Origin of the sequence: Hydrogenophaga sp., from assembly GCF_026125785.1 — a bacterium.
GTDB lineage: Bacteria > Pseudomonadota > Gammaproteobacteria > Burkholderiales > Burkholderiaceae_C > Hydrogenophaga.
The window spans coordinates 49,322-61,742 of sequence record NZ_JAHCKL010000016.1 but is presented as its reverse complement, the minus strand read 5'-3'; the positions used below and the strand labels follow the sequence as shown (position 1 = coordinate 61,742).

The 12,421-nt window shown below is 65.7% G+C and carries 13 protein-coding genes; 9 read left to right on the top strand and 4 right to left on the bottom strand.

Going from position 1 to position 12,421, the window contains the following annotated elements; all coding sequences use genetic code 11:
* Positions 1–138: 138 nt before the first annotated feature.
* From KIT53_RS14675 to KIT53_RS14650, 6 genes are all read left to right on the top strand, one after another.
* Positions 139–924 carry a Stp1/IreP family PP2C-type Ser/Thr phosphatase gene (locus KIT53_RS14675; RefSeq protein ID WP_297753833.1) on the top strand — a complete coding sequence of 262 codons (786 nt, stop codon included), beginning with the start codon at positions 139–141 and terminating at the stop codon, positions 922–924.
* A gap of 49 nt (positions 925–973) precedes the next feature.
* Positions 974–1,600 (top strand): FHA domain-containing protein, encoded by a 627-nt coding sequence (locus tag KIT53_RS14670; RefSeq protein WP_297753784.1) that lies wholly within the window; start codon positions 974–976, stop codon positions 1,598–1,600.
* Positions 1,601–1,773: 173 nt separating this feature from the next.
* Complete coding sequence (locus KIT53_RS14665) at positions 1,774–2,577, top strand: 3',5'-cyclic-nucleotide phosphodiesterase (RefSeq protein WP_297753781.1); 804 nt, start codon at positions 1,774–1,776, stop codon at positions 2,575–2,577.
* 190 nt (positions 2,578–2,767) lie between these two features.
* Positions 2,768–3,277 carry a pilin gene (locus KIT53_RS14660; protein WP_297753779.1) on the top strand — a complete coding sequence of 170 codons (510 nt, stop codon included), beginning with the start codon at positions 2,768–2,770 and terminating at the stop codon, positions 3,275–3,277.
* Positions 3,278–3,385: 108 nt separating this feature from the next.
* Positions 3,386–4,111 carry a TfpX/TfpZ family type IV pilin accessory protein gene (tfpZ, locus tag KIT53_RS14655; RefSeq protein WP_297753776.1) on the top strand — a complete coding sequence of 242 codons (726 nt, stop codon included), beginning with the start codon at positions 3,386–3,388 and terminating at the stop codon, positions 4,109–4,111.
* Between the two features lie 29 nt (positions 4,112–4,140).
* The gene (locus KIT53_RS14650; RefSeq protein ID WP_297753773.1) at positions 4,141–5,640 is read left to right on the top strand and encodes an O-antigen ligase family protein; all 1,500 of its coding nucleotides are present in this window, start codon (positions 4,141–4,143) and stop codon (positions 5,638–5,640) included.
* 22 nt (positions 5,641–5,662) lie between these two features.
* On the opposite strand, the gene moaC is transcribed toward KIT53_RS14650, so the two are convergent.
* Positions 5,663–6,154, bottom strand: coding sequence for a cyclic pyranopterin monophosphate synthase MoaC (gene moaC, locus KIT53_RS14645; RefSeq protein WP_297753770.1), 492 nt, complete (start codon positions 6,152–6,154; stop codon positions 5,663–5,665).
* A gap of 57 nt (positions 6,155–6,211) precedes the next feature.
* On the opposite strand from moaC, the gene KIT53_RS14640 reads away from it, so the two are divergent.
* Positions 6,212–7,855 carry a M48 family metalloprotease gene (locus KIT53_RS14640; protein ID WP_297753768.1) on the top strand — a complete coding sequence of 548 codons (1,644 nt, stop codon included), beginning with the start codon at positions 6,212–6,214 and terminating at the stop codon, positions 7,853–7,855.
* On the opposite strand, the gene KIT53_RS14635 is transcribed toward KIT53_RS14640, so the two are convergent.
* Entirely contained in the window at positions 7,838–8,188 is a 351-nt protein-coding gene (locus tag KIT53_RS14635; protein WP_297753765.1) for a phage holin family protein, read from the bottom strand. The genes KIT53_RS14640 and KIT53_RS14635 overlap by 18 nt on opposite strands.
* A 391-nt stretch (positions 8,189–8,579) precedes the next feature.
* On the bottom strand, positions 8,580–9,332 hold the full coding sequence (locus KIT53_RS14630) for a TerC family protein (protein WP_297753762.1): 753 nt from the start codon (positions 9,330–9,332) through the stop codon (positions 8,580–8,582).
* A gap of 437 nt (positions 9,333–9,769) precedes the next feature.
* Between KIT53_RS14630 and KIT53_RS14625 the strand changes: the two genes are divergently transcribed.
* Positions 9,770–10,201 carry a DUF3717 domain-containing protein gene (locus KIT53_RS14625; protein ID WP_297753759.1) on the top strand — a complete coding sequence of 144 codons (432 nt, stop codon included), beginning with the start codon at positions 9,770–9,772 and terminating at the stop codon, positions 10,199–10,201.
* A gap of 12 nt (positions 10,202–10,213) precedes the next feature.
* Here KIT53_RS14625 and purB read toward each other — a convergent pair whose 3' ends face one another.
* Positions 10,214–11,641, bottom strand: a complete 1,428-nt coding sequence (gene purB, locus KIT53_RS14620) for an adenylosuccinate lyase (RefSeq protein WP_297753756.1) — start codon at positions 11,639–11,641, stop codon at positions 10,214–10,216.
* Between the two features lie 116 nt (positions 11,642–11,757).
* Between purB and KIT53_RS14615 the strand changes: the two genes are divergently transcribed.
* On the top strand, positions 11,758–12,372 hold the full coding sequence (locus KIT53_RS14615) for a glutathione S-transferase N-terminal domain-containing protein (protein ID WP_297753753.1): 615 nt from the start codon (positions 11,758–11,760) through the stop codon (positions 12,370–12,372).
* Positions 12,373–12,421 lie beyond the last annotated feature (49 nt).

Below are 12,421 nucleotides of genomic sequence, written 5' to 3'. Positions count from 1 at the left end.
CGCGCGCCGATATACTGACCAGCTTGCCGGGCCATCCTCTGCTGTCGCCAAGGCCCGGGTGCGTTGGCTCGCCATCGGCATCCTTTCCCAGTCTCTCCAGCGCAGACAGCGTCCATGCCCGTCCCTAAGTCAAACAACATGATCTTCGAGTACTTTTGTTTGACCGATCCGGGACTGATCAGGGACAACAACGAAGACTCGGTCGCCATCGACCCGGACAACCAGATCGCCGTGCTGGCCGACGGCATGGGCGGCTACAACGCTGGCGAGGTGGCCAGTGCCATGGCCACGTCCTTCATCAAGACCGAGCTGGGCCGCTGGATGTCCGAGGGCGGGCACGAGGCCAGCGCACGGGAGTTGCGGCGCGCGATGGAAATCTGCATCGACAACGCCAACCGCTCCATCTTCAACGCGGCCAACTCCAACCCGCAGTACGCCGGCATGGGCACCACCCTGGTCATGGGCGTGTTTCATGGTGAGCGCGCCATGATCGGCCACGTGGGCGATTCGCGCTGCTACCGCTTGCGCGATGGCCATTTCATGCAGATCACGCGCGATCACTCCCTGCTGCAGGAGCAGATCGATGCCGGATTGATCTCGCTGGAACAGGCGCAGTACGCCACCCACAAGAATCTGGTCACACGGGCTTTGGGCGTGGAAGATACGGTGTTGCTGGAAGTCAACGAATACCGCATCGAGGAAGAGGACCTGTACCTGTTTTGCTCCGACGGGCTGAGCGACATGATGAGCGACGAGCGTATCGCCGCTATCCTCGTGACCGCGGGCACGCTGGAGGAGAAGGCCCATGCGCTGGTGGATGGTGCCAACGACAGCGGTGGTCGCGACAATATTTCCGTGATATTGGCGTATGCTCGCTCCCGACCCATGCGCAAGGGGCTGCTCTCGCGCATGCTCGGAAAATGAATCAGACCGTTCTACAGAATTCTTCTAACAGGTTCCACAGGAGTCGGCCATGCCGAAAATGATCGTTTCCATCGACGGTGTCGTCATCAAGGAAGTGCAGCTCACCAAGGATCGCACCACGCTGGGCCGTCGCCCCTACAACGACATCGTGATCGACAACCTCGCCGTGAGCGGTGAGCATGCGGTCATGCAGATGTCGGGAACGGACGTTTTCCTGGAAGACCTCAACAGCACCAACGGCACCTACGTCAACGGCAAGGCGATCAAGAAGCAGCAACTGCAGAACGGCGACACCATCGAGATCGGCAAGTACAAGATCAAGTTCGCCCACGAAGGCGCGGCCGATTCGGTGGAGCGCACCACCGTGATCAGCGCGGGCGCTGTGGTCGGTTCCAGCGAACCGTCTGCCGCGCTGGGCAGCGCGGCGATCAAGGTGATGTCGGGCACTGCGGCCGGGCGGGAGGTACCGCTGGTCAAGGTGGTGACCACCATCGGCAAGCCCGGTGTGGCGGTGGCCGCCATCACCCGCCGTCCCCATGGCTATGTGGTCGCCCTGGTGGAAGGGACTCTCAAGCCGACCATCAATGGCAATCCCATCGGCACCGACGCGGTCAATCTGCAGCATGGCGACCTGCTCGAGTTGGCGGGCACGCAGATGCAGTTCGTTCAGCACTAGGTGCTTTCCCCTTCTCCGCTTGTTGCAGCATGCAACGGCGGGGGCAAGTGAGGAAAAAGTCCTTTACCTGCGGCCCCCTCAGCAGGTAGCCTCTCGCAGGCGGTTGGCTTCTGGCCGGCCAGGTCTGAAATTCACGTGCCGGTGTACCGGTCGTTCCATAGTCGAAGCTGCTGATGAGGGTCCGCGTTCTGGGTTGTTCTGGCGCCATCTCCCACGGCTGCCGCACCACCTCGTTTCTGCTTGACGACGACGTGCTGATCGATGCCGGCACCGGGGTCGGCGATCTCACGCTCGACGAGATGGCGCGCATCGACCATGTCCTGCTGACGCATTCCCATCTGGACCACGTCGCGGCCCTGCCGTTGATGCTGGATGCCGTGGCGGCAAGACGCATGGCCGTCGGCGCGGCACCGCTCAAGGTGCACGCACTCTCCGGCACCATCGTCGCGCTGCAGAAGCACATTTTCAACAACCACATCTGGCCCGATTTCGCGGCCATTCCCAGCGCCGACGCGCCGCTGATGCGGTTCGTGCCCATCGTGGTGGGCGAGGTTCTGCATGTCGGCGGCAAGGCTGTCGAAGTGCTTCCGGCGGTGCATACCGTGCCCGCCGTGGGCTTCGCCGCCGCCAGTCCTTCGGGACACTGGGTCTTCAGCGGGGACACGGGGCGCAACCCGGCCTTCTGGCAGCGCGTGAACCAGATGAAGGTGGCGTTGCTGGTGATCGAGACGGCGTTCAGCGACCGGGAGCAGGCGCTGGCGCAGCGCAGCCTGCATCTGGCGCCTCAGATGCTGGCGGAAGAGCTCGCGCAGATCCAGCCGGGCCGGCCTTACCCGATCTACATCACGCACACCAAACCGGCTGAAACCGGTCTGATCATGGAAGAGATTCGCCGTTTCGACGCCGAACCCCGGCATGCAGAGGCGCCGCGCCACGACATCCGCTGGCTCAGCGCAGGCCAGGTTTTTGATCTCTGAGCGCCTGACAAAACCTGTCTCCTGGATGGGGAGTGACAAAAAATGTCAGCAGCTTTCGCTGCTCAGCGCCAGAAAAGGTCACATCGCGGCGCTGAAGCGTGAAAAAGGCCTCGAATTCCCGGGCAATTCAAGTTGGCACGCGGTCTGCTGATAAGCAGGTGTTCCAACCCAACCCCCAAGGAGTTCCCCCATGAAGCGTTCCCTGCAAAAAGGTTTCACCCTGATCGAACTGATGATCGTGGTGGCCATCATCGGCATTCTGGCCGCTGTCGCCCTGCCCGCGTACCAGGACTATACGGTCCGTGCCCGCGTCTCCGAAGGCCTGGTGGCTGCCTCCGCGGCCAAGGTCAATGTGCAGGATGTGCTGTCGTCGGGGAATCCGTCGGCCAATGCTTCCGGCTACGCGCTGGGTTACACCGCTCCGTCGGCGACCCGCAACGTTTCCAGCATCGTGATTGCGCCGGATACGGGTGCTATCACCATCACCACCACGGCCGCCGCTGGTGGCGGCACGCTGCACGTGGTGCCGAACGCTCCTGGTGGCAGTGGTCTGCCCACGGGCACGGGCGCCTTCACGCCTCCTGCCGAGTCGGTGGCTTGGCGTTGCCTGTCCCAAGGTGCCGACGCCGCCAGCTGGCAAAACGTGCCTGGCACGGCAGCCACGCTGCCTGGCCGCTTCGCTCCCGCCGAGTGCAAGTAAACTGCGGCACAGCCTGAAAAGAGCGCTTCGGCGCTCTTTTTTTTGCATGGGAGATGTGTCCGCATGGTGTCGAGAGTGCGCGTTCGGTCGGCCGCGAGGGCGGCCCTTTTGCATCTGGGTCTGAGCCTGCTGGTGGCCAGCGCGGTCGCCTGGCTGGTGTTCGGTGTCTGGTACCCCGCGCCCTTCCAGGAACTCACCGGTGGGCGTTCCCTGTTTCTGATCCTGATGGCGGTGGACGTGGTCTGTGGCCCGGTGCTCACCCTCATCTTGTACGACCCCGCCAAGTCCCGTTTCAAATGGCGGGTGGATCTGGCGCTGATCGTCTTTGTCCAACTGGGCGCCATGGCCTATGGACTGAGCCAGGTGGCGGCGGCGCGGCCGGTGTTCGTGGCCTTCGAGGGTGATCGGTTTCGCGTGGTGCAGGCGCTGGACGTCGATCGCGCGCGGTTGCGCGAGGCGCCCGAAGGCCTGCGTGCGCTGAGCCTGGGCGGGCCGCGTGTCGTCGGCGTGCGCTTGTCCCGGCCAGGCGATGCCGACTACCTGGCCAGCATCCAACTGTCCACCCAGGGCCTGCATCCCGCCATGCGGCCTTCCCGCTGGCGCCCGTATGCGGAGCAGGTGCCTGCGGTGCAGCAGGCCTTGCGTCCCCTGGCGGACCTGCGTGCCAAGAACCGGGACTCCGCACCGATCGAGGCCGCGCTCGCCCGGTTGAAAGCCGATGAGACGCAACTGGGCTACCTGCCGCTGGTGAGGGAAAACGTGACCGACTGGGTGGTGTTGGTTCGCCGCGCCGATGGGGAGCCCGTGGCCTACCTGCACATGGACGGTTGGTGATGGACGCTCCGGCCCCAACCGCTTCTGCCATGCCACCCCGCAAGGAGGCTTCGCGTGCCACCGCGTGGGTGGTCTTGTGCAGCCTGCTGATCGCCGCCCCCTGGTTCTGGCCGTTTCTCTGGGGTCCTTTGTCGGCCATGTGGCCGGACTTGTTTGCCTGGACGGTGGGCGCCTTGCTGATCACGCTGCTGCCCTGCACGCGCGAGCGCTCCGTGTCCGCGTTGGCTTGGGGTTGGCTGCTGGCCGCGCTGGGCAGTTCCGTGCTGGGTTTGCTGCAGTACTTTGACCTGGAGAACGTGCTCTATCCCTGGGTGGCGCCCACATCACCTGGCTATGTCACCGCCAACGTGCACCAGCTCAACATGTTGGCCACCTTGCTGGCTGTCGGCTTGCTGTGCGTATGGCAACTGCTGGTGCGCCAGCAGTTGCGCGCCGGCCATGCGGTTTGGATGGCGGGCCTGTTGCTGGCCACGCTGGCTGCCACGGCGTCGCGGACCGGGATGCTGCACATGGCGGTGATCTCCTGCCTGCTCCTGTACTGGCATCACAGGCATTGGCAGCGCGTGGCACTGGTGATCGCGCTGGCATGGGGCTGGTACGCCCTCGCTGCGAACGGTCTGCCGTGGCTGGCCTGGGTGACGCGCGGCATCGTCATTGACCGCAACATATTTGGTCGGCTGGGGCAGGACATGGCCTGCCACAGCCGGCGCTACATATGGGGCAATGTGCTGGACCTCATTGCCCAGAAGCCCTGGACCGGCTGGGGCCCGGGTGAGCTCCTGTACGCGCACTACGTGACCGACTTTGGTGGCCACCGCTTCTGCGAAAAACTGTCCAACGCCCACAACCTGCCTCTGCACCTGGCGGTCACCATGGGCATTCCTGTGGCGGTTGCGGTGGTGGGTCTTGCCATAGTGGCGTTCTGGCGGCTCAAACCCTGGCAGGCCAGCCATCCGACCGAAAGGCTGTGCTGGGGTGTGCTCGCTCTGCTGGGCGTGCACAGCCTGCTGGAGTACCCGCTCTGGTTCGGGGTTTTCCAGCTCATGGCCGCCTTGGCCGCCTGGCAGATCTACAGGGTCAGGAAGGACCTGCGGGGCAATGGCGAGGCACGCATGTCGCTAAGGGGGCGGGCCTTGCTTTCGCTGGTGCTGGTTGCGGCACTGTCGCTGGTTGCCTGGGACTACCTCAAGGTCAGCCAGCTCTACATTCCGGCCAGCCAGCGGTTGGAGCGCTACCGGGATGACACGTTCAACAAGTCCAAGGACACCTGGTTGTTTCGAACGCATGTGTTGATCGCCCAAGTCGTGGTGACCGACCTGAAGCCGGACAACGCAGAACTGGTGCTCGAAGGCGCGCTGGCCTCGCTCCATACGGCGCCGGATTCGCGCATCATCCGCCGGGTGATCGAAGCGGCCGCCTTGCTGGGCCGGTCCGACCTGGTGGAGTTCCACATGGCCCGCTACAAGGCGGCCTGGCCCAAGCAGTACGAGGAATGGGTCGCACTCCAAAAGGCCGCTGCCGCGAAGTGACGCGGTGAGCAGCCGGGCGCCTTCAAGGCGCCACAAAATCCCCGCTCTTCCCGCCTCGCTTCTCCAGCAGGCGCACGCCGGAAATCACCATCCTTCGGTCCACCGCCTTGCACATGTCGTACACCGTGAGCAGCGCCACGCTGACGGCGGTGAGGGCTTCCATCTCCACGCCGGTCTGGCCGGTGCACTCGGTGGTGGCGCGGCAGACCACGCCAGGCGCCGTGGCGTCGATCTCGAAATCCACCGCTACGCGCGTCAGGCCGATGGGGTGGCACAGCGGAATGAGGTCACTGGTCTTCTTGGCGGCCTGGATGCCGGCGATGCGCGCGATGCCCAGCACGTCGCCCTTTTTGGCGGTGCCGCCCTGGATGAGCACCAGCGTGGCCGCCAGCATGGTGATGCGGCCTTCGGCCACGGCCACGCGGTGGGTGCTGGCCTTGGCCGCCACATCGACCATATGGGCCTGGCCCTGGGCATCGAAGTGGGTCAGGGCGGCGGTCTTTGTATCGGGCATGGGATCTTGTTGCGATGGCTTTACAGAACCGTTCGGACTTGGCGGCATCATACGGGGATGCGTGTCATTTCTCCGTTCAGGCGTCGACGCGCCTTCGGCGCCGGCTTGCTGGCCTTGTCGATGGCCCTGGGCCCGGCATCCCCATCGCAGGCCCAGAGTTCGAGTGGCGCTCTCCCCAGCCTTGGCGATGGCCAAGGCATGACCCTGTCGGCCGAGCGCCGCATGGGAGACCGCATCGCACGCGACATCTACCGCGACCCCGACTACCTCGATGACCCGGTTCTGGTCGACTACCTGCAGTCGATCTGGCAACCCCTGCTTGGCGCAGCGCGTGACCGTGGAGACGTGCCGCCCGAACTGGCCGAGCGCCTGGCCTGGCAGCTCATGATCTCGCGTGACCGACGCGTCAACGCCTTTGCGCTGCCCGGCGGCTACCTTGGTGTCAACCTCGGCCTGATCGCGGTGACGGAGCGGCCGGAGGAACTGGCCTCGGTGCTGGCCCACGAACTCAGCCATGTTTCCCAGCGCCACATCGCGCGCATGATGTCGCGAGAGGAGCGCATGGCCCCATGGATGGTGGGCGCCATGATCCTCGCTGCGCTGGCGGCTGGCTCTAACGCCCAGGCCGCCGGCGCGGCCATCGCTGGCGGTACGGCGGCGGCGGCGCAATCCCAGCTGAACTTCTCGCGCGACATGGAGCGCGAGGCGGACCGCATCGGCTTTGGCGTGCTCACCGGTGCCGGCTTCGACGGCTACGGCTTCGTCAGCATGTTCGAGCGCCTGCAGCAGGCCTCCCGCCACAACGACGACGGCTCTTTCCCCTATCTGCGCAGCCACCCGCTGACGGGAGACCGCATGGCCGACATGCGTGCACGCCTGCCCCAGGGCCCCCGTCAGACGGCGAACGCGGGTCCCGTGGCCGCTGCACCGGGTGGGGCGCCCGGGGGAACCGATGGTCCGCTGCGCCTGGACTTGCCCTCGCCCGACGTTGCCGGCGGTCCCGTTCTGGCTGGTGCCAGCAGCGCCCTGCACAGCCTGATGGCTGCGCGTGCCCGTGTCCTGTCGGAGAACGGCCCGGACCGGATGCGTGCCTGGCTCGCTTCAGGTTCGGCGGCCCAGGCCACCCCCGGCGAGCGCTATGCGGCCGCTTTGTCGGCACTCCGCCTTGGACAGCGCGATCAGGCGCTGACGCTGGCGCAAAACCTGCGCAACAGCGTCAGCACAGAAGGCCGGCCCGCCGCAGACGCCTTGATGCTCGAGCTTTTGCTGGCACCCAAAGCCGCCGGAGCGCCCCCTGCGCCCGCGGCGCAGACGGCCTTGCTCGCCGAACTGCGCGACCAGTCATTGGCTGGGACTGCCCGCGCCAGCGTCATCCTCGGGGCGCAGGCTGCCTTGGCCACAGGGCAGCCCGAACGCGCGGCCGCCCGGCTGCAGACCTGGGTGGCCGCCCATTCCCGCGATGCCCTGGCCTGGCAGACCATGTCGCGCGCGCAGGCGTCTCAAGGCCAGACCTTGCGTGCCATTCGCGCGGAGGCCGAGGCGCGTGCGGCGCAACTGGACTACAGCGGCGCGGCCGAACGCTTCAGGGCGGCGCAAGCCTTGCCGGCAGCCCAGCGCACCGATGGCATGGAACTGGCCATCGTGGACGCACGTCGCCGCGAGGTAGAGGCGCTGCTGCGCGAGTCAACGCGCGAGGACTGAGCGCACGGCTGCGTTGACCACCAGCATCAGCGCGGAGTAGATCAGCGAACCCAGGAGCGCGGCCAGGAAGCCGTTGACGTGGAAGCCGTCCAGCACGCTCGCGGCAGCCCAGAACAGCAGGGCATTGATCACAAACAGGAACAGGCCCAGCGTGACCAGCGTGACCGGCAGCGTCAACACCACCAGGATGGGACGCAACACCGCATTGAAGAGACCGATGACGGCCGCCGCAATCAGCGCCGAGGTGAAGCTCTGCACCTGTACGCCGGGATAGATGTAGGCCACCGCCAGCAGTGCACAGGCCGCAAGCAGCCAGGTCAGTATGAGTTTCATGCGGCCAGCATAGCACCGGACGAGACCGCACGGTCCGCAGACACCCCAGCGAGCGAAGCGAGGCGTCTCAGCCCAGAGATGCCGAGGGCCCGGCCCCGCCAGCCCAAGCTACCCCAGCGAGCGAAGCGAGGCGTCTCAGCCCGGAGATGCCGAGGGCCCGGCCCCACCAGCCCAAGCCACCCCAGCGAGCGAAGCGAGGCGTCTCAGCCCGGAGATGCCAAGGGTCCGGCCCCGCAGCCCCAACCACCCAGCGAGCGAAGCGAGGCGTTTCAGCCCAGAGATGCCGAGGGTCCGGCTCCGCCGGCCCAAGGCATCGTCCCCCCTCCCAGCGCCGACAGGCGCGCCAGAGAGGGGGGAAGCCGCGCAGCGGCGCAGGGGGGTGTTCTTTCTCTCACACCTCGTGCGTCACCGGCGGACGGCGCGAAGCGATCCACTTGCCCAGTGCGAGCACCAGCAGCGCGCCGGCGATGTGGGCGGTCCAGTACAGCGTGGTGGAGATCACGGCCAGGCCTTTTTCGTCCACCGTGCCCAGCTTGGGCATCCAGGTCCACTTGTCGGGGTTGACGAAGGCGGGGTCGGTCACCAGCATGCCGCCAGCGATCCAGCCCAGCAGCATGCCGCCCAGGGTGATGATGATGGGGAAGCGGGCCATCAGCTTGATGACCAGGGTGCTGCCCCAGACGATGATGGGGATGGAGATCAGCAGGCCCAGGATCACCAGCAGCATGGAGTGTTCGCCGGCGTTCTGTGCGGCGCCGGCGATGGCGATCACGTTGTCCACGCTCATGACGAGGTCGGCCACGATGATGGTCTTGATCGCGGCCAGCAGGCGGTCGCTGCCCTGGATGTCGCCATGGCCGTCTTCTTCAGGTGCCAGCAGCTTCACGCCGATCCACACCAGCAGGATGGCGCCGACCAACTTGAGGAATGGGACATTGAGCAGCGTCATCGCGAACGCGATGAGGATCACGCGCAGGACGATGGCGCCCGCCGTCCCCCAGATGATGCCCTTGGTGCGCTGCGCGGGTGGCAGCTTGCGGCAGGCGAGCGCGATCACGACCGCGTTGTCCCCGCCCAGCAGGATATCGATGATGATGATCTGTCCGAGCGCGACCCAGAACGCAGGCGATGTCAGGAAATCCATAAATTCCTCGTGGTTGCTTGTCCAACAACGGATGGAGTCCTGGCCCTCCCGCCAGTAGTCCGTCCGACATACTCGAAATCGGCCGGGCCGCTGGCCGATCCGTGGCGCTGAATGGTCCGTTCGCTGGCGTTGGCGAAGGGGGCAGACGTGCCTTGATCGGCCCACGGTGGGCCCATCAAAGGTCTTGCTCGACGGGCTGACGCGGGTCAACCCGTCCGGACAACCGGAAGCACCGTGCGGTGCTTCGTCCTGACGACGGTCCGATGTTCGGGAGCGGGCGCCCTGCAGAGGGCCACCCGCGCTGGAACGGAGAGCTACTCCCCTTCGAGAGCCGCGATTGTACCGGCGGCCGGGCCGTTGGCGCCGTGCGCTTGCGTACGCAGTTCCCACAGGGCCATGGCGCAGGTGGCGATCAGAGTGGCTATCATCCCCTCCCCATGCCCGGCATCCACATCACCGACATCGAAGCGGCCATCAACCACTGGCGTGAGCGCTCACCCTCGCCAGACGGTGTGTCGTTGCCAAGGGAGACCCGTGCCTTGGCGGAGGTGTATGCGCTCATGGTGTACTTTCGCGAAACGGAAGCCGACGAGGCTTCGTTGCCGCCGCAGGCGCGCGACGCTTGGCTGGCTTGGTACCAGACCACCCCGGACACACCCTGCATCGCGATCTGTTCCACCAGCCAGGGCGATGACATCTGCAAGGGTTGCGGGCGCAGCTTCGACGAAGTACAGCGATGGACCGAAATGAGCCCTGCCGAGAAGCGAGGCACCTGGCGGCGCATCACCCTGGAGGGTGGGGCCTGGCGCTTCAACCGCTATGCCGAGCGGGCGCTCAAGGAGCCTTCGGCGATGTCACCATCGCCTTAGGGTGAACAGACCCTAAGCGCGGCGGGCCAGTTCGGTGGCTTTGCCCACATAGCTGGCGGGCGTCATCGCCAGCAGCCGGTCCTTCTCGGCCTCGGGAATCTCCAGCGTGCGGATGAGGGCGTGCAGGGCCTCGGCCGTGACGGTCTTGCCGCGCGTGACTTCCTTGAGTTTTTCGTAGGCCCCCGGGACGCCATAACGGCGCATCACGGTCTGTATCGGTTCGGCCAGCACTTCCCAGGACGCGTCGAGATCGGCGGCGATGGCCTCCTCGTTGATCTCCAGCTTGCCCAGGCCCACACCCAGCGAGTGGTAGGCCAGCACGGCGTAGCCCAATGCCACGCCCATGTTGCGCAGGACGGTGGAGTCGGTCAGGTCACGCTGCCAGCGCGAGACCGGCAACTTTTCCGAGAGATGCCGCAGCAGCGCGTTGGACAGACCCAGATTGCCTTCGGCGTTTTCGAAGTCGATCGGATTCACCTTGTGCGGCATGGTGCTGGAACCGATCTCGCCCGCCTTGAGGCGTTGCTTGAAATAGCCCAGGCTCACGTAGCCCCAGATATCACGAGCCAGGTCCACAAGGATGGTGTTGGTCCGGGCCACGGCGTCGAACAGCTCGGCCATGTAGTCGTGCGGTTCGATCTGGATGCTGTAGGGCTGGAAGGTCAGGCCCAGGCCCAGGGGTTCGGGTGTCTCCACCACGTTGCGGCTGAACGCCTCCCAGTCGAACTCTGGCCAGGCGCTCAAGTGGGCGTTGTAGTTGCCCACCGCGCCATTCATCTTGCCCAGAAGCTTCACCTGGGCGATCTTTTCGCGTGCGGTCGACAAGCGCACCACCACATTGGCGATTTCCTTGCCCACGGTCGTCGGGCTCGCGGTCTGGCCATGCGTGCGGCTGAGCATGGGCACGGCGGCGTGTGCGTGCGCCATCTCGCGCAGCTTGGCGATCACGGCATCCAGTGCCGGCAGCAGCACGGCGTCGCGACCGCCCTTGAGCTGCAGGGCATGGCTGGTGTTGTTGATGTCTTCACTGGTGCAGGCAAAGTGCACGAACTCGGCGGCTTTCTCCAACTCCGGGCGCGCCTCGAACTTCGACTTGATCCAGTACTCAACCGCTTTCACGTCGTGGTTGGTGACCTTCTCGATCTCCTTGATGGCCTGGCCGTCGGCTTCGCTGAAGTTCTTCACCAGGCCCAGCAGGTAGGTGCGCGCGCCGGGCGACAGTGGCTTGAACTCGGCCAGGCCCGCGTCCGAGAGCGCGATGAACCAGGCGATTTCCACCTGCACCCGGCGGTGCATGTACCCCTGCTCGCTCATGAACGGCCGCAAGGGGGCCAGGCGGGCGGCGTAGCGGCCATCCAGGGGCGAGAGCGCGGAGATGGCGCTGGGCGAGGCGTGGTTGTGCGCTGCGGAGGCGGAGGGAGGTGGGGTGGTCGGACGCATCCGGCGATTGTAGGAGGGTGGGCCACGCGAACCGGGGTTGTCAGCGCAAGGCGGCGGGTGGCTGGCTAAAATCGTCTTCCCACGTCCCATCGACTTCCGACTTCTTCCTCTCCCTCATGAAACTGATCGGCGCCATCTCCAGCCCCTACGTGCGAAAAGTGCGTGTCGTCATGGCCGAGAAGAAACTGGACTACCAGTTCATCCCTGAGGACGTATGGTCGGCCGACACCCAGATCGGCAAGTCCAATCCGCTGGGCAAGGTGCCCTGCCTGGTCATGGAAGGCGGCGAGGCGGTGTTCGATTCGCGCGTCATCGTCGAATACCTCGACACCCTCTCGCCCGTGGGCAAGCTGATCCCGACACAGGGCCGTGAGCGCGCCGAGGTCAAGACCTGGGAAGCGCTGGCCGATGGCCTGCTGGACGCTTCCATCCTCGCGCGGCTGGAGCGCATGTGGCCCGGTCGCGGCGAGCAGGAGCGCAGCCAGGCCTGGATCGATCGCCAGCTTGGCAAGGTGGAGGCCTCGCTCAAATCCATGAGCCAGGGTCTGGGGGACAAGGCGTTCTGCTCGGGCATTCACTTCAGCCTGTCCGACGTGGCCGTGGGCTGTGCGCTGGGGTACCTGGATTTCCGTTTTCCAGTGATTGACTGGCGGACCTCCTATCCCAATCTGGCCCGCCTGGCGGACAAGCTCAACCAGCGCCAGAGCTTCATCGACAGCAAACCGGTCTGACGGCCTCGCGGGCTGCGTGCGCGCGGCTGCAGGCGGGGTGGGCTTTGCG